The 17000-nt window shown below is 62.8% G+C and carries 13 protein-coding genes; 6 read left to right on the forward strand and 7 right to left on the reverse strand.

What is annotated here, in order from left to right:
* Positions 1-73: 73 nt before the first annotated feature.
* The 3 genes from PCO31010_RS17995 to PCO31010_RS18005 form a co-directional block, all read right to left on the reverse strand.
* Positions 74-2170 carry a TonB-dependent receptor family protein gene (locus tag PCO31010_RS17995; RefSeq protein ID WP_150665592.1) on the reverse strand — a complete coding sequence of 699 codons (2097 nt, stop codon included), beginning with the start codon at positions 2168-2170 and terminating at the stop codon, positions 74-76.
* Between the two features lie 303 nt (positions 2171-2473).
* Positions 2474-2977: a DUF2946 family protein gene (locus PCO31010_RS18000; RefSeq protein WP_150665462.1), complete on the reverse strand. Its 504-nt coding sequence runs from the start codon at positions 2975-2977 to the stop codon at positions 2474-2476.
* Positions 2978-3315: 338 nt separating this feature from the next.
* Positions 3316-4017, reverse strand: coding sequence for an OmpW/AlkL family protein (locus PCO31010_RS18005; protein ID WP_150661239.1), 702 nt, complete (start codon positions 4015-4017; stop codon positions 3316-3318).
* A gap of 241 nt (positions 4018-4258) precedes the next feature.
* Between PCO31010_RS18005 and PCO31010_RS18010 the strand changes: the two genes are divergently transcribed.
* The 5 genes from PCO31010_RS18010 to PCO31010_RS18030 all read left to right on the forward strand — a co-directional run bounded on the left by PCO31010_RS18010 (position 4259) and on the right by PCO31010_RS18030 (position 10829).
* Positions 4259-6769, forward strand: a complete 2511-nt coding sequence (locus PCO31010_RS18010) for a penicillin-binding protein 1A (protein WP_246184664.1) — start codon at positions 4259-4261, stop codon at positions 6767-6769.
* 163 nt (positions 6770-6932) lie between these two features.
* On the forward strand, positions 6933-7844 hold the full coding sequence (locus PCO31010_RS18015) for a LysR family transcriptional regulator (protein ID WP_150575531.1): 912 nt from the start codon (positions 6933-6935) through the stop codon (positions 7842-7844).
* Between the two features lie 62 nt (positions 7845-7906).
* Complete coding sequence (locus PCO31010_RS18020) at positions 7907-8413, forward strand: GNAT family N-acetyltransferase (protein WP_150665463.1); 507 nt, start codon at positions 7907-7909, stop codon at positions 8411-8413.
* 166 nt (positions 8414-8579) lie between these two features.
* Entirely contained in the window at positions 8580-9449 is an 870-nt protein-coding gene (locus PCO31010_RS18025) for a class I SAM-dependent methyltransferase (RefSeq protein WP_150665464.1), read from the forward strand.
* A gap of 174 nt (positions 9450-9623) precedes the next feature.
* On the forward strand, positions 9624-10829 hold the full coding sequence (locus PCO31010_RS18030) for an NAD-dependent formate dehydrogenase (RefSeq protein WP_150665465.1): 1206 nt from the start codon (positions 9624-9626) through the stop codon (positions 10827-10829).
* Positions 10830-11042: 213 nt separating this feature from the next.
* Here the strand turns inward: PCO31010_RS18030 and PCO31010_RS18035 are convergent, their stop codons facing one another.
* Positions 11043-11762 (reverse strand): glutathione S-transferase N-terminal domain-containing protein, encoded by a 720-nt coding sequence (locus PCO31010_RS18035; protein WP_150665466.1) that lies wholly within the window; start codon positions 11760-11762, stop codon positions 11043-11045.
* A gap of 298 nt (positions 11763-12060) precedes the next feature.
* On the opposite strand from PCO31010_RS18035, the gene PCO31010_RS18040 reads away from it, so the two are divergent.
* Complete coding sequence (locus PCO31010_RS18040) at positions 12061-12888, forward strand: alpha/beta fold hydrolase (protein WP_150665467.1); 828 nt, start codon at positions 12061-12063, stop codon at positions 12886-12888.
* Between the two features lie 81 nt (positions 12889-12969).
* On the opposite strand, the gene PCO31010_RS18045 is transcribed toward PCO31010_RS18040, so the two are convergent.
* From PCO31010_RS18045 to hppD, 3 genes are all read right to left on the reverse strand, one after another.
* Positions 12970-14166 carry an amino acid aminotransferase gene (locus PCO31010_RS18045; protein WP_150665468.1) on the reverse strand — a complete coding sequence of 399 codons (1197 nt, stop codon included), beginning with the start codon at positions 14164-14166 and terminating at the stop codon, positions 12970-12972.
* Between the two features lie 116 nt (positions 14167-14282).
* Positions 14283-15668: an amino acid permease gene (locus tag PCO31010_RS18050; RefSeq protein WP_150665469.1), complete on the reverse strand. Its 1386-nt coding sequence runs from the start codon at positions 15666-15668 to the stop codon at positions 14283-14285.
* A 164-nt stretch (positions 15669-15832) separates the two neighbouring features.
* Entirely contained in the window at positions 15833-16906 is a 1074-nt protein-coding gene (hppD, locus tag PCO31010_RS18055; protein WP_039395888.1) for a 4-hydroxyphenylpyruvate dioxygenase, read from the reverse strand.
* Positions 16907-17000 lie beyond the last annotated feature (94 nt).

Genomic DNA, 17000 nt, shown 5'->3' on the forward strand with positions numbered 1-17000 from the left:
CGTGTGAGTGCGACGCGATAGGATCGCGCGCCCGAAGATTCTCCGAGCGCGCGTTTGGTTCGATCAGGCGTGATCAGAACGCGAAGCGAACACCCGCAAACACGCTGCGGCCGTCGCCCGGGTAGAACACGGCGGTGTTGGCCGTGCGGGCGTCGGTGACGGTGCTGAAATCCGACACATAACGCTTGTCGGTCAGATTGCGCGCGTCGACATAGAACGTCACGCCTCGCTGGATCAGATACGACGCCTGCAAGCCGATCAGTGTGTAGCTGGGCACGCGCATCGTGTTGGCGTAGTCGACCCACGCGCCAGTGGGCACCCAGTCGAGGGACGCCGCGATCTGGAACCGATCCGACAGCGCATAGCCAAGCGTTGTACGCAGCACATTGGTCGGCACGCCAGCGATGCGGTTGTTGCCGTATTGCGGATCGTCTCGGAAGCGGAAGTCGCTGTAGTTCCAGATCTGCGTCAATGTCACGCGGTCGCCGGTGGCCGCCACGTTCTTGAACAGGTCGACGGACGCGCCGACTTCGAGACCCTGAAGCACAGTCTTGTTCGCATTGAAGGTCGACGCCGGAACGTCGGGAGACGTCGTGTACTGGAGCAGTTGGTCGCGCACCATCGAACGGTAGGCGGTAACGTCCCACGCCACGCGATCAAGCTTGCCGCGTGTGCCGACTTCGATCGTCCAGGCATGTTGCGACGCCAGCGGCACGAATCGCGACGTCGCCCCGAACGTCTGCGACAGATCGGTAAAGTCGGGCACGTCTGCGCTGCGCGTGATGTCGATAAACGCCTGAACGTCCTTGCGCGGCTCCCAGAGCAGTCCGATCTTGGGATTCACGCCAGAGTAGGCGGCGCTAGTGGAGCGATAGTTGACGTCGCCCGGCACACCGCCGTAATCGATGTACTGGCGAACGTCACGGTACGCCTTGGCACCGACCATGAGGCCGAGCGTCGGCAGGAAGAACAGACGGTTCTCGAAATACGCCTCGTAGTTGTAAGCGCTCTGACGGGAGTCGAGCGTTTGCGCGCCGCGATTGCCATTCACATTGACGTATTGATCGGCCTTCGTATTGCCACCGAAGAAGCGCGCGCCCACGATCAGGTCGTTACGCATGCCCGCGAGCGTCAGGTTCGCCGTGTAGCGGGGCGCTATGCCGTAGGTCCAGCCATCCTGATCGATGACCTGGAAGATCGGGTGATACAGGCTCTTGTGAATGACCCACGACGCGATATCGAGCTGGCCGACGTCGAAGCGAATCGTGGTCAGGTTGCCCAGGCGTTCGGTGCGGGTGTTGCGTGCCTGATCGCCGGAGACTGCGGAAGCCGCCGCCTTGGTGGGATTGTTCAGCGCGTCGAACAGCGACAACGTGCCCGGCAGCTTCTGGTCGACGATGTAAGCGCCGAAGAAGAAACGCGTTTCCACGCGCGGCGAGAATTTGTAGCCGATGTTCGCGTTGATCTGGGCGTAGTTGCCCTTCGCGTGATCGCGATAGCCATCGGACCGGTTGAGCGTCACGGTCGCGAGCGCGTCGAGCGGCCCGAAGATGCGCGACATCTGTCCGCTAGCGCGAATGGTGCCGAAGCTGCCGCCTTCGAGCCGGAACTGGTTCGGGGCCTCTGCCGTGTAGGCCGTGGGCGTGACGAAGTTCAGCGCACCGCCCAATGTGGTCGAACCGTAGGTGAGGCCGTTGCCACCCTTGTAGACCTCGGTGGAGCGCAGGCCCATCGGGTCGATCTGATAGTAGTCGCCGCTGCCGTCGGCCGAGTTGGTGGGAATCCCGTCCTGCAGGATTTCGAGGCCGCGTACGTGATAGCCGCGAGCGATGCCGGAGCCGCGAATCGACACGCGTAGCTCCTGCCCGTAACGGTTCTGGACATAGACGCCGGGACTGTCTTTGAGTACGTCGCGCAGGTTGAACGCGTAGGTGTTCTGGTAGCTGTCGGCGTCGACGAAGCCGACGGAGCCTGCGGTCTGGAAAAGATTGGCCTTCTGCTCCTCCACGCTGGGGGACGTAAGCGACTCCGCCGGGGCGGTCACGTTGGTGACGGGCAACGTAGCGGTTGGTGCTGTCGTCGTGGTGACCGGGGACGTGTCTGCGGCGGCAAGGACTACTGGGGCCGCGGGAGCCACAGGATTCACCGCAGCGGCGCCTGCCGAGGCCATCGATGCTGCGGGGTTCGAGGTGAGTGCGTGTGCTGCGCTGCCCAGCGAGGCGAAGGCGAGCGCGATGGCCGCTTGCAACGGCTTCTGCGTCATGAAACGTGACATGAATGTCTCTCTCGCGACCGAATGACGGCCGCCTGATGATCGTGAGTGTCAAATGTCCGTAGTCGGCCAGGCGCGCACGGCGAGCCACGCGTTCGCGAGACGAGCGCGAACGTCAGGGCAAGCCGAGAGGCAGGCAGAGCAAAACGGGTTCGACATGAGCCACCGGCATTGAAAGGCAATGGCCGGAAGTCGGGAGGATCAGACGGTGAGGGACGGTGGCGCGCGCGCTAAGGCGTCGGAGAAACGGGCGCGCGGGAAATGCGGCACCGGAGCCCGGGGGGAGGCGACGATACCAGTCGGCGCGGCAGGCGGGGGGAGATGGAAAGCGGTGGTGACGAGCGGCTGATGCGTCCACAAGGCGCAATATCCGCACTTCTCCCAGTGATCTGCGGAGTCGAGCGAGTGACCGGCGTTGCCGTGTTCGCTGTGCAGACCCGTGGGCTGGGTGTGAGCCGGGGCGGGTGGTGCCTGCGCGTCGTCATGGCCGCTGTGGCCGTCATGGGCAGGCTCGCGTTGGGCGTCGACGCGCGGCGTGGTGTTCGTGCTCAGTGAGGCTTGCGTGCCTTGCACCGTGCAGTAGACCGCGAACGGATCCGTCTGCATCGCGGCGCGCCATTGCGCAATCGCGGGCATGAGCGCAGCCAGCAGGATCGCCAGCAGGGCGATCCCGATTGCGACGCGATGCTGACGAAGCTTGCGCATGCTGGGCCGGATTGGACGGATTAGACGGATTAAGTCGGATCAAGCGGACGGGCGAAAAACACGGGAATCGCCGGGCGGTCTGACGGATCAGCCCGCGAGAGCGTCCCCCGATTACGTCATAAGGTCATCACGTAATCAGCTAACCGCGCGGGTCGCCGTGAAGGCAAAGACGCGGATCAGGCGGCTCTCGGGAAGGAGGCATTGTAGGGGGTCTTGCCGAGGGGCGTAAATGCTTTGCGTTCGCATGTAGGGACGACGCGACAATTTGTCGCATCGTCCGATGGAACCAAAAAAAGGAGCGCCACGGCCCCCCGGCACGTGGCGCCCCACACTGGACATCAGAACTTCATGCCAACGCCGACGCCGACAATCAGCGGGTCGATGTGCAACGTGCCGAGGTCGGTGCCCGCGAGCGACGTATCGGTCTTCATCCAGATCTTCTTGATGTCGATGTTGAAGAAGAGGTTTTTCGTCATCTGGATGTCCACACCGGCTTGCAGCGCCGGTCCGACACTGTGGTTCTTGATCGAGATGGGCGTGCCGCCCGCATTCAGGTTGCTGTTCCAGAAGCGCGTGTAGTTGATGCCCGCGCCAACATAGGGGCGCACCTTCCCCGCGTGATTGAAGTGGTATTGCAGCAGGAGTGTCGGCGGCAACACATTCACGCCGCCGAGATGCCCGAGGTTCGACGTGAGCTGATGGCGCGACATGCCGAGAATGAGTTCGACGCCGACGTTGTCGAGAATCATGTACGTGAAATCGAGTTCCGGCACGATCGCGTTGTTGACGGTGACGCCGAGCGTCGGCAGGACGCTGCCGCTCGCATGCGAATCCGGCAGGATGCCGATAGCGCGCACGCGCGCGAGGATGTCGCCAGCATAGATGCCCTGCGAACTGTCCTTGATGAAACCGAAGGTCTTCGTGGTGGCGGCGTTGTCGGTGGCCGGTGCCGTGCTTTGTGCAAATGCGGATGCGCTGAAGAGGGCGGCACCGGTAGCCAGTGCGGCGGCGAGAGCCGTGGCGCCGAGGGAGTGCTTCATGATGTTGTCCAAAGTCGTGTGTGAGCACGACCGATGGTAGAAGCACGATGCGCTGCGGAACTTGATGCGCGTCAAGCGGGAGACAGCGCGACCGCGTCATGCGACAAACTGTCGCGCGCCCCGGTTTTGGTAGGATGCGGACTTTGCCACGCATTCCCCCATCGTGAAGCGCCCGATTTCGTCGCTGTTTTCTTCGCTGCTGCACGCCGTCGCCCAAGCAGGTCGGCGGGGTCTTCGCCTTTTGCAACCGCTGTCCCCGTATGCGGCGCGCGCCTGGCATCACCTGCGCCATCCCACGCGTCGCGGTGTGCTGATCGTCGTGGCGGCGCTGCCTTGTCTGCTGGTCGCCTATACGCTGATCCTGATTCCGTTCACGCCGAGTATTCGTGATATCCGTCGTGCAAAGGTCGACCAGCCTGCGCAGGTCCTGTCCGTCGACGGGAAGTTGCTGGCCGAGTTCCGGCCGTCGAATCGCGAGTGGGTGGCGCTGAAAGATATCTCGCCCAACGTCGTCAAGGCGCTGGTGTCGACGGAGGACCATCGTTTTTATGAGCACCACGGCATCGATCTGAAGCGTACGGCGGGGGCGGCGCTGCGCACGTTCTCCGGTGACCGTCAGGGCGGCTCGACGATCACGCAGCAGCTCGCCCGCAATCTGTACCCCGACGACATCGGCCGCGCCCCGACGCTCACTCGCAAACTCAAGGAAGCGATCACCGCGCTGAAGATCGAAGCGCTGTACACGAAGCCCGAGATTCTCGAGACGTACCTGAACACGGTGCCCTTCCTGTACAACGCATACGGCATCGAAATGGCCGCGCGCACCTATTTCGACAAGTCTGCCGATCAGTTGGACGTCGTCGAAGCCGCCACGCTCGTCGGCATGCTCAAGGGCAACAGCTATTACAACCCGGTGATCAATCCCGAGCGCGCACTGCAACGCCGTAACACGGTGCTCGCGCAGATGGTGAAGTTCGGCGATCTCGATGCGTCGAAGCTCGCGGCGCTGCAAAAGCGGCCGTTGCGCGTCGACTTCGAACGTCAGACGGAAGAGCCGGGGCCTGCGCCGCACTTCGCACAGCAATTGCGCAAGTGGCTGATCGGCTGGGCGGATCGCAACGACTACAACATTTACTCCGACGGTTTGGTGGTGCACACCACCATCGACGCACGCTTGCAGTCGATGGCGACGCAGGCGCTCACGCGTCAGGCGAATCAATTGCAAGGCATTGCCGACGCGAACTGGTCGGCACGCGGCGGTTGGCGCGACAGTACGGCGCTGGTCCAGTCGTTCGTGCGCGAGACGGCGGAATACCGCAATGCCGTGGCCGGGGGCGAAGCGCCCGAAGCGGCGATGAAGCGTCTGTTCGCCGACAAGACGTTCATGCAGAACCTGCGCACGACGAAGACGCGCGTGCAAGCCGGTTTCCTCGCCATCGATCCGCGTACTGGCGAAATTCGCGCGTGGGTCGGCAGCCGTGACTTTACGACCGACCCGTTCGATCACGTGCAGCAAGCGCGTCGACAGCCGGGCTCGACGTTCAAACCGTTTGTGTATGGCGCGGCCTTCGTCAAGGGACGCAAGCCGGACGAAACCATCGTCGATCAGGTGGTGGAGATTCCGCTTGCAGGCGGCGAAATCTGGCGACCCAGCGACGACACCACGCCGACCAACAAGCCGATGAAGCTCGCCGACGCGCTGGCGCAATCGCGCAATACCGTCACGGCGCAGTTGATGCAGGATGTCGGACCGTCGCGCGTGGTCGGCCTCGCTCGCGCGATGGGCGTACGCGAGAGCAAGCTCGATCCGGTGCCCTCGCTGGCGCTGGGCACGAGCCCCGTCTCGCTCAAGGAGATGGTGGCGGCCTATGGCACGATCGCGGACGGCGGCGAGTATCGCGAGCCGACGATGGTCACGGAGATCACGAACAGCGAAGGCGAAGTGTTGGCGACGTTCTCGCCCGCGCGGCCCGAACGTGCACTCTCGGAGAACGACGATTACACGCTGCTCGACACCATGCGCGGTGTCATCAATCGCGGCACCGGCAACGCGATTCGCACGCGCTTCGGCATTCGGGCCGACGTCGCGGGCAAGACCGGTACCACGCAGGACAACGCCGACGGCTGGTTCATTCTGATGCAGCCGCAACTGGTCGCGGGCGCATGGGTCGGCTTCAACGACAGCCGCATCACGTTGCGCAGCGATTACTGGGGGCAGGGCGCACACAGTGCGTTGCCGATTGTCGGGGATGTCTTCTCGCGTGCGTTGCGCGCGAAGGTCATCGACGGCAGCGCGAAGTTCGAAGCGCCTGACAATCGCCACTGGTACAGCGACTGGTGGGCACACGCCTCCGACTGGGTGACGGGCCTCTTCGCCAAGAAGCCGGAGCCCAAGCCTAAAGCGCCGGTGAAGCGACAGGCACCGTCGTCGCCTGCACCGGCTCCCGCACCGTCGGTCTCGACGCCGGACGCCGCCAGCGACAGCGGCCCGTTGCCGGTGCCGGTCGCATCCGCTGTGCTCGCTCAGCCGCAGTACACGCAACCCGCCACACAGCCCGCGAGTGCGTCACAAGGCACGACCATCCCGGGCGTGCCCGGCGAGTGGAACGGTCCGGGCGGTTCGTCCGGGACGGGGTCGGCTGGAGCATCGACACCAGTCACGCCGTCGGTGCCGTCCGCACCGTCAACGTCGCCCGGTGGAATCATGCTGTCCCCGTCACCCGCACCGCAAAGCCCGGCCTCCGCACAGTAACCGCTGCCCCCCGAGCGGATTTTCCATAACAGTTATGCGACTTTCTCATGACTGGACCGTCATTGCTTGCGCTATATTCATAACAATATAGCGGTGGCGGCAAGTGTCGCCCGTAGCGTCGGCGTCACTTTGGGGCCGATGACAAGAGGAGGGGACGCAAGCCATGTTCATCCGGCAACTAAGCTATCTCGTGGCGCTGTCGCAGGCGCAGCACTTTCGTCGTGCAGCGGAGCTATGCAACGTATCGCAACCGACGCTCTCCGGCGCGATCCGAAGCATCGAGGAAGAGTTCGGCCTGCCGATCGTGAGACGCGGACGTCGTTTCGAAGGCTTCACGCCGGAGGGCGAGCGTGTGCTGGCGTGGGCACGTCAGGTGCTGGCCGACTGCGAAGGTTTGCGTCAGGAGGCGAGTGCGAGCCGCCGCGAGGTCACCGGATGCCTGCGCATCGGCGCAATCCCCACCGCGTTGCCGCTCGTCCCCCTGCTCACCGACGCGTGCCTGCGCGAGTTTCCTGGCATGCGCCATGAGGTCTATACGCTCTCTGCGACGCAAGCGTTGCGCCAACTCTCCGAACTCGATCTGGACGTCGGCCTGAGTTATCTCGACGATCCGCGTCTGCGCGAATTCGAAACCATCTCCCTGTTCCGCGAGCGCTACGTGCTGATCGCGCGCGACGAGTCGGCGCTCTCGGGCAGCACGTCACTGTCGTGGCACGAAGCGGCGAAGCTGCCGCTGTGTCTGCTCACTGGCAACATGCAGTGTCGTCAGGGGATCGATGCAGCGCTGGCGCGCGCGGGCACGTCGGCGTCGCCGCGTGTGGAGACGGATTCGCTGATGGCGCTGTATGCGCACGTGCGCTGCGCGGGCCTGTTCAGCATCGTGCCGCACAGCGTGCTGTGTCTGGCGGAGATGCGCGACGAGTTGCACGCCGTGCCGCTGCAACCGGCGCTGCATCGCGAGATCGGTCTCATTCTGCGCGAGCGGCTGCCCCGTCCCCCGTTGCTGGACGCCGCCATCGCCGCCTTCCGTTCGGTGGATCTGCAAACCCGGCTGGATGCTTTGCTGCCTGCATAGCATTGTCCGCACTGCCCGCATCGGCGCATCGCACCCCCGTCCGTGCGGCATACAATGCCGCCATGAACCTACAGATCCGAAGCGAAGTCGCTGCTGACGTCGACGCCATCCAGGCGCTGACCGTCGCCGCCTTTCAAGACGCACCGCACACCGCGCATACGGAGCAGTTCATCGTCGCTGCATTGCGTCGCGCCGGACAACTGAGCGTATCGCTCGTGGCAGAAGATTGTGGTGTCATCGTGGGGCACGTGGCGATCTCTCCGGTCACGATCAGCGATGGTGCGCGAGGGTGGTACGGCCTCGGACCGATTTCGGTCGCCCCCGATCGTCAGGGCGAGGGCGTCGGTAGCCAGCTCATGCGCGCGGCGCTCGACGCGCTTCGTCGACTCGACGCGGCTGGCTGTGTCGTGCTGGGTGAGCCGTCCTATTACGGACGGTTCGGTTTTCGCGCAGACCCTTCGTTGCGTTTGCCGGACGTGCCCGCCGAGTATTTCCAGATGACGCATTTCGACGGCCCGATGCCGACGGGTACGGTCGCTTACCACGACGCATTCAACGCCACCGCCTGAGCCGTCGCCAGCGCTTTGGCACGTGACCCGGCAAAAATCTCTTGACCTAAAGTCGACTTGAATTGCCACACTGCATGACATGCGCCATGCCGGGTGACGTTCGGGACATCGTGGGGATCGACCGACGTCCACATTGGCATGCGCCTCCATCGTATCGACATGAGGGATGCCAATGACCGAAAACGCCAACCACGACCAGTCCGAACTATGGAACGGGCGTTCGGGCAGTGCATGGGTGGACAACCGTGCCGCGCTCGACCAGATGTTCGTGCCGCTCGCGAGGTTTCTTATCGACCGCGCGCGCGACGTTGCGCGGCACACGCCGTCGGGGCGCTTGCTCGATGTCGGATGCGGCACCGGCGGCGCTACGCTCGCGTTGTCTACCGCGTTGGGTCATTCCTGGCAACTTACGGGAGCCGACATCTCCGCGCCGATGATCGAGACGGCGCGCACACGCGCGGCACATGCGCGTGCACCGGTGGAGTTTCTTTGCGCCGACGTGCAGACGCATCAATTTCCGCAAGCGCACTTCGATCTCATCGTCTCGCGACTTGGCGTCATGTTCTTCGACGACCCCATAGCCGCTTTCGCGAATCTACGCGCGTCGGCGCGCCCGGGCGCGGCACTCCACACACTCGTGTGGCGAGGGCCGTCGGAGAATCCGTTCATGACGGTGGCCGAGCGCGTCGCCGCGCCATTGCTTTCTGGTTTGCCGCCCCGACAGCCGGGCGCGCCGGGGCAGTTCGGCTTCGCGGATCCCGAGCGCGTCGCGTCCATTCTGTCTTCGGCCGGGTGGGAGGAGGTCCATCTTGAGCCCGTGCACTTCGACTGCACGTTCGCGCAGGCCGACTTGCGCGATTACGCGTCGCGTCTCGGGCCGGTGGGACTAGCGCTCGCCGGTCTCGATCCGGCAAAGCGGGAGCACATCGTCGATGCCATCGTCGACGCCTATGCGCCATTCGTCGCGCAGGGCGAGGTGCGCTTCAGCTCGGCGTGCTGGCACCTTTCGGCACGTGCACCAACTGGTGACGTCTGACGCCATCGCGCGTCATCCACATCGCTTTGATAGGTCTCGCCGATCAACCGATCGACCGGAACGATTTTCCAGACGAAACGCATACACCGATCATTGGCCTCAATGCAGCGACGCTAACGACGTCAGCGTCGCCAAGCAGACATCTTGCAGATAACCATTCAGGAGTGAGACACCATGGCCAAGATTGTTTGTGTACTGTACGACGACCCCGTTACCGGCTACCCGAAGACCTACGCCCGCGACGATCTGCCGAAGATCGAGTGCTACCCCGATGGCCAGACGCTGCCTACGCCGCGCGCCATCGACTTCCAGCCGGGCGCATTGCTCGGTAGCGTGTCTGGCGAACTGGGCCTGCGCAAGTACCTCGAATCGAACGGCCACGAACTCGTCGTGACGTCGAGCAAAGACGGCGACAACAGCGTGCTCGACCGCGAACTGGCCGACGCCGAAATCGTGATTTCGCAACCGTTCTGGCCCGCGTACATGACGGCCGAGCGCATCAAGCGTGCGAAGAAGCTGAAGATGATCGTGACCGCTGGCATCGGCTCGGATCACACCGATCTGCAAGCCGCCATGGAACACGGCATCACCGTCGCGGAAGTGACGTACTGCAACAGCAACAGCGTGGCGGAACACGTGATGATGACGACGCTGGCATTGGTGCGTAACTACCTGCCGTCGTATCAATGGGTGCTCAAGGGCGGCTGGAACATCGCCGACTGCGTCGAGCGTTCGTACGATCTGGAAGGCATGCATGTGGGTACGGTGGCGGCGGGGCGCATCGGCCTGCGCGTGCTGCGTCTGATGAAGCCGTTCGGCACGCATCTGCACTACCTCGATCGTCACCGTCTGCCGGAATCGGTCGAGAAGGAACTCAACCTCACGCACCACACGAGCCTGGAGAGCCTCGCCAAGGTGTGCGACGTGGTGACGCTGAACTGCCCGCTGCACCCGGAAACGGAGCACATGATCAACGCCGACAGCCTGAAGCACTTCAAGCGCGGCGCCTACCTGATCAACACGGCGCGCGGCAAGCTGTGCGACCGTGACGCCGTTGCGGCGGCGCTCGAAAGTGGCCAGCTCGCGGGCTACGGTGGCGATGTCTGGTTCCCGCAACCGGCACCGGCCGATCACCCGTGGCGCAGCATGCCGCACCACGGCATGACCCCACACATCTCGGGCACGAGCCTGTCGGCGCAGACGCGTTACGCCGCCGGTACGCGTGAAATTCTGGAGTGCTACTTCGAGAACCGTCCGATCCGCAACGAGTACCTGATCGTGCAGAACGGCAAGCTCGCCGGTGTGGGCGCGCACTCGTACAGCGCAGGCAATGCCACGGGCGGTTCGGAAGAAGCCGCTCGCTTCAAGAAGTCGGCCTGATGCTCTTCATGCGTGCGCATCAGTCTTGCTGATTCACCGAAGTAACGTTGTTCCGGTAGTTCTCTTGCAGTTCCTGGCTGTACCCGCCGGGTCGTCGGTACGGCGTCCGGCGGGGTAGTACCTCCTCGTGCAACATCGCGATCTCAAACCGGTGCGTCTTCACGATGCACCGGTCTTTTTTTTTGACGTCGCGAAATGTACGTCACATCACGCTCAGGCAGGGCGTTTCGGAATCTCCAGCCCGCGAATCACTGCCGGACGCGCCACAAATGCACCCAGTGCGCGCTGCACGTTCTTGAACTGATCGAAGCCAACGAGATCGCCCGCCTCGTAGAAGCCGACGAGGTTGCGAACCCACGGGAACGTGGCGATATCGGCGATGGTGTATTCGTCGCCCATCAGCCACTGGTGGTCGGCCAGACGTGCATCGAGCACCGCGAGCAGGCGCTTCGATTCGGCGACGTAACGGTCGCGCGGACGCTTGTCCTCGTAGTCCTTGCCTGCAAACTTGTTGAAGAAGCCCAACTGGCCGAACATCGGACCGACGCCGCCCATCTGGAACATCACCCATTGCAGCGTCTCGTAACGCGCAGCCGGATCGACGGGCAGCAGCTTGCCGGTCTTCTCGGCGAGGTACCAGAGGATCGCGCCCGACTCGAACAGCGGCAGCGGCTTGCCGCCGGGACCGTTCGGATCGAGGATCGCGGGAATCTTGTTGTTCGGGTTGAGCGAGAGGAATTCCGGCGTGAGCTGATCGTTGGTCTGGAAATTCACCAGATGCACTTCGTACGGCAGCCCGATTTCTTCGAGCATGATCGACACCTTCACCCCGTTGGGCGTGGGCAGCGAATACAGTTGCAGACGTTCCGGGTGCGCGGCAGGCCACTTGCGCGTGATCGGGAACTGGGACAACTCGGCGGATTGATCGGACATGGGGATCGACGCATTGGGGATGAGCGGCCAACAGCGCCGCGGGACGCCCAATATAACGCTAAGCGCTCGGACGCGCTGGCGCGTGCACCGATGTCGTTTGTGCATGCACCGCAGTTGTGCCGAACCATAAGGGTCCGACCTTCATGACAGCCATGAGATAGGTTCAGTGAATGTCACTCACGCGCGCATCAAAAAATCTCACCTTGTAACGCGGCTCATCGACGCCTTAAATTAAAAGCCTTCGATCGCACCGGCCCTATTGTTGGTGCACGAACTTTCCTCACCTAAGGACGACACCATGAGCACGTTCAAGACGAAGGATGGCACTTCGATTTTTTATAAGGACTGGGGCACGGGCCGCCCGGTCGTGTTCTCCCACGGCTGGCCGCTGAGCGCCGATGCCTGGGACGCACAAATGCTGTTTCTGGTGCAGCACGGCTATCGCGTGATCGCGCACGACCGTCGTGGTCACGGCCGCTCGGACCAGCCGGGCACCGGTAACGATATGGACACCTACGCCGACGACCTCGCCGCCCTCGTCGAGCATCTCGATCTGAACAACGCTACGTTCGTCGGCCACTCGACCGGCGGTGGCGAAGTCGCGCATTATCTGGGCCGTCACGGCACGAAGCGCGCGGCGCAGGCCGTGCTCATCGGTGCCGTGCCGCCCGTCATGCTCAAGTCGGACAAGAACCCGGGTGGTCTGCCCATCGGTGTGTTCGACGATATTCGCGCGAATGTCGCAGCGAATCGTTCGCAGTTCTATCAGGATCTGGCGGTGCCGTTCTACGGCTATAACCGTCCGAACGCCAAGAAGTCGCAGGGCGTGATCGACGCCTTCTGGGCGCAGGGCATGTGGGGTTCGCACCTCGGCCAGTACCTGTGCGTGAAGGAATTCTCGGAGGTGGATTACACCGAAGACCTCAAAAAGATCGACGTGCCGACGCTCGTGCTGCATGGCGACGACGACCAGATCGTGCCGATCGACGATTCGGGCAAGCTCACCGCGCAGATCGTCAAGAACGCGACGCTGAAGATTTACCCGGGCGGCGCGCATGGCATGTGTACCGTCGAGGCAGACAAGGTGAACGCCGATCTTCTGGAATTCCTGAAGCAGGCGTCGTAACACTTTCGTCGCGCCAATGAAAAAGGGACGGCAATTGCCGTCCCTTTCTTATCTCAGCGAGTTATCTCAGCGAGCGCAAACTCAGCCGTTCAGCACCTTGGCGATGCTGTCGGCCACTACGGCGACGTTGCTCTCGTTCAGTCCGGCCACGCACATGCGGCCCGAGCGGATCAGATAGACGCCGTGGGCTTCACGCAGCACATCGACCTGTGCGGCCGTCAGACCCGTGTACGTGAACATGCCGCGCTGCTCCAGATAACGCGAGAGCATGGTGTCCGGCACATGGCCACGCAGACCGTCGTGAATCGCGCCGCGCATGCGCGTAATGCGCTGGCACATGGCCGCGAGTTCTTCTTCCCACGACTTGCGCAGTTCCGGCGTGCTCAGCACCTTGGCGACGATCTTCGCGCCGTGCGTGGGCGGGTTGCTGTAGTTCGAGCGCACGGCGCTCGTCAACTGACCCAGCACGCGATCGGCGGCTTCCGACGATTCGCAGATGACCGACAGGCCGCCGCAACGCTCGCCGTACAGCGAGAAGTTCTTCGAGAACGAGTTGGCGACGAATGCGGGCAGGCCCTGACGCGCCAGTTCGCGAATCACGAACGCGTCGGCTTCGATGCCCGAGCCGAAACCCTGATACGCCATGTCGACGAAGGGCAGCAGTTCGCGCTTCTTGAGCACTTCGATCAGTTGCACCCATTGCGCATCGTTCAAATCGACGCCGGTCGGGTTATGGCAGCAAGCGTGCAGCAGCACGACGCTTCGTGCAGGCAACTTGTCGATGGCGTCGACCATCGCTTCGAATTGCAGGCCGCCAGTGGCTTCGTCGTAATACGGATACGTATTCACGGTGAAACCGGCGCGCTCGAAGATGAAGCGATGGTTATCCCACGTCGGATCGCTTACCCACACCTGCGAGCCGGGGAAGTAACGCTTGATGAAATCTGCGCCGACCTTCAGGGCACCCGAGCCGCCGAGCGTCTGCACGGTAGCGATGCTGCCGTTCTTGCGCGCGGGCGAGTCTTCGCCGAACACGAGACCTTGCACGGCGTCGCGGTAGTTGGCAAAGCCAGCCATCGGCAGATACGGCTTCGGACCGACTTCGGCCAGCAGCAGGGCTTCGGCCTGACGAACCGCGTTCATCACCGGCAGACGGCCAGCGTCGTCGTAATAGATGCCGATGCTCAGGTTGACCTTGTTGGTACGCGGATCTTTAGCGAAATTCTCGTTGAGCGAGAGGATCGGGTCACCGGGATAGGCATCGATGTGTTCGAACATGGCAGTTCCTGGAATAGCGATGGGATAACGACGGGGTAACGCTCGATGATACCGCTAGTGCGGCACTGCCGGGTGTACGCCGGGCGTCGAAAGCCCGGCGTGCGGCGTTGACTTATTTAACGCGTTGCGCTCACCGGCACCGGCGCGGCCACGTTTTTCTGACGCAGACGGTAGCCGATGGCCAGCACGACCAGCCACACCGGGATCAGATACACGGAGATGCGCAGATCCGGAATCAGATACATCACGACCAGAATGCCCGCGAGGAACGCCAGACACAGGTAGTTCGTGAGCGGGTAGCCGAGGCTCTTGAAGAACGTCGTCTCGCCTGCGCGTGCCTTGGCACGACGGAAGGCCAGGTGGATCACGCTGATCATCGCCCAGTTGATGATCAGGGCCGACACGACCAGACCCATCAGCAGTTCGAACGCCTTGCCCGGCATGAAGTAGTTGATCACCACACACACGGCCGTCGCGGCTGCCGAGACGCCGAGGGCGGCCAGCGGAATGCCACGCGAGTTGACCTTGAGCAGCGCGCGCGGCGCGTTGCCCTGACCGGCCAGACCGTACAGCATGCGGCTGTTGCAATACACGCAGCTGTTGTAGACGGACAGCGCGGCAGTCAGCACCACGGCGTTGAGCACGTGCGCGACGAAGTTGCTGTTCAGCTCATGGAAGATCAGCACGAACGGGCTGCCGCCGGACACGACCTTTTCCCACGGATACAGCGAGAGCAGCACGCCGAGTGCGCCGACGTAGAAAATCAGAATGCGGTAGATGACCTGATTGGTCGCGCGCGGAATGCTGCGCGACGGGTCGTCCGCTTCCGCCGCCGTAATGCCGACCAGCTCAAGCCCGCCGAACGAGAACATGATGACCGCCATCGCCATGACGAGGCCGGACACCCCGTTCGGGAAGAAGCCACCGTGCTGCCACAGGTTGGCCACGCTCGCTTGCGGGCCTGCGTTGCCGGAGACGAGCAGATAACCGCCGAAGCCGATCATGCCGACGATGGCGGCGACTTTGACGATAGAGAACCAGAACTCCATCTCGCCATACGACTTCACGCTGGAGAGGTTGATGGCGTTGATGACACCGAAGCAAACGAGTGCCGAGACCCACGTGGGAATGCCCGGCCACCAGTACTGAACGTAGATCCCGACGGCGGAGAGTTCGGCCATCGAGACGAGGACGTAAAGCACCCAGTAATTCCAGCCGGAGACGAAGCCCGCGAATTGACCGCAATACTTGTTGGCGAAGTAGCTGAACGACCCGGCGACGGGTTCGTCCACGACCATTTCACCGAGCTGGCGCATGATGAAAAACGCGACGACGCCCGCAATGGCGTAGCCCAGCAAGACTGAGGGTCCAGCGGTTTTGATGGTTTGGGCGATGCCGAGAAAGAGGCCGGTGCCGATCGCGCCACCGAGCGCGATCAATTGGATGTGACGATTCTTCAGGCCGCGGTGGAGCGAGCCATCTTTTGCTGCGTTGGCGGACATGTCTGTTCCTTACCCTACCTTCGTATTCACGCGACGCGCTTCTCTGTTTTCATGCGGTGAGCACGAACCGGAAGCGTTGAGCCGCCACGGCGCGGCGCTTATGGCGCCGTCACCGTGTCCTTTGGGATCGTCCGTGCGAGCGGACGATCATGTCTCCCCGGAACTCAGACCTTGAGCGTGCCGCGCTCGATCTGGTCGCGCTCGAGCGATTCGAACAGCGCCTTGAAGTTGCCTTCACCGAAGCCGTCGTCGCCTTCGCGCTGGATGAACTCGAAGAACACCGGGCCGAGCAGCGTCTTCGAGAAGATCTGCAACAGCAGACGCGGCTTGCCGTTCTCGGTCGTACCGTCGAGCAGAATGCCGCGCGCCTTCAGTTCGCCCACCGGCTGACCGTGACCCGGCAGACGGGTCTCGAGCGCATCGTAGTAGAAGTCGTTCGGCGCGGTCATGAGGTCGACGCCCGCCATTTGCAGGTTGTCGATGACCTGAAGCAGGTTGTCGGTGAGGAAGGCGATGTGCTGAATGCCTTCACCGTTGAAGGCCATCAGGAATTCTTCGATCTGGCCGCTGCCCTTGGCCGATTCCTCGTTCAGGGGAATGCGGATTTTACCATCCGGGGCGGTCATCGCCTTCGAGGTGAGGCCGGTGTATTCGCCCGAAATGTCGAAGTAGCGAATCTCGCGGAAGTTGAACAGCTTCTCGTAGAAGTTGGCCCAGTAAGCCATGCGGCCACGATAGACGTTGTGCGTCAGGTGATCGATCAGGCGCAGGCCGTGACCGACCGGGTGACGGTCGACGCCTTCGATGTACTCGAAGTCGATGTCATAGATCGACTTGCCCTCTTCGAAGCGGTCGATCAGATAGAGCGGCGCGCCGCCAATGCCCTTGATCGCCGGCAGACGCAGTTCCATCGGACCGGTTTCGATCTCGACCGGCTGTGCGCCGAGTTCCAGCGCGCGGGCGTAGGCCTTGTGCGAGTCCTTCACACGGAAGGCCATGCCGCAGGCGCTCGGGCCGTGTTCGGCGGCGAAGTAGGCCGCTTCGCTGTTCGGCTCGCGGTTCACGATGAAGTTGACCTCGCCCTGACGGTACAGCACCACGTCTTTCGAGCGGTGACGCGCCACGAGCGTGAAGCCCATCTGTTCGAAAATGGGTTCGAGGACGTTCGGCGTAGGCGAAGCGAATTCCACGAATTCGAAGCCCATCAATTGCATCGGATTTTCAAACAGGTCGGCCATGATCGTCTCGGCTTGGTGAAGTGATTTGTAGGGATGACAAATTCATTGGACGCGTGCACCGGCCGGAGGTTACGTCCCGGTAAATGCAGACGAC

Origin of the sequence: Pandoraea commovens (assembly GCF_902459615.1) — a bacterium.
Lineage (GTDB): Bacteria > Pseudomonadota > Gammaproteobacteria > Burkholderiales > Burkholderiaceae > Pandoraea > Pandoraea commovens.

Coding starts and splice junctions, on each gene's coding strand:
- PCO31010_RS17995 (WP_150665592.1), bottom strand. CDS start 2,170: ATGGCCTCGGCAGGCGCCGCTGCGGTGAATCCTGTGGCTCCCGCGGCC.
- PCO31010_RS18000 (WP_150665462.1), bottom strand. CDS start 2,977: ATGCGCAAGCTTCGTCAGCATCGCGTCGCAATCGGGATCGCCCTGCTG.
- PCO31010_RS18005 (WP_150661239.1), bottom strand. CDS start 4,017: ATGAAGCACTCCCTCGGCGCCACGGCTCTCGCCGCCGCACTGGCTACC.
- PCO31010_RS18015 (WP_150575531.1), top strand. CDS start 6,933: ATGTTCATCCGGCAACTAAGCTATCTCGTGGCGCTGTCGCAGGCGCAG.
- PCO31010_RS18020 (WP_150665463.1), top strand. CDS start 7,907: ATGAACCTACAGATCCGAAGCGAAGTCGCTGCTGACGTCGACGCCATC.
- PCO31010_RS18025 (WP_150665464.1), top strand. CDS start 8,580: ATGCCAATGACCGAAAACGCCAACCACGACCAGTCCGAACTATGGAAC.
- PCO31010_RS18030 (WP_150665465.1), top strand. CDS start 9,624: ATGGCCAAGATTGTTTGTGTACTGTACGACGACCCCGTTACCGGCTAC.
- PCO31010_RS18035 (WP_150665466.1), bottom strand. CDS start 11,762: ATGTCCGATCAATCCGCCGAGTTGTCCCAGTTCCCGATCACGCGCAAG.
- PCO31010_RS18040 (WP_150665467.1), top strand. CDS start 12,061: ATGAGCACGTTCAAGACGAAGGATGGCACTTCGATTTTTTATAAGGAC.
- PCO31010_RS18045 (WP_150665468.1), bottom strand. CDS start 14,166: ATGTTCGAACACATCGATGCCTATCCCGGTGACCCGATCCTCTCGCTC.
- PCO31010_RS18050 (WP_150665469.1), bottom strand. CDS start 15,668: ATGTCCGCCAACGCAGCAAAAGATGGCTCGCTCCACCGCGGCCTGAAG.
- hppD (WP_039395888.1), bottom strand. CDS start 16,906: ATGGCCGACCTGTTTGAAAATCCGATGCAATTGATGGGCTTCGAATTC.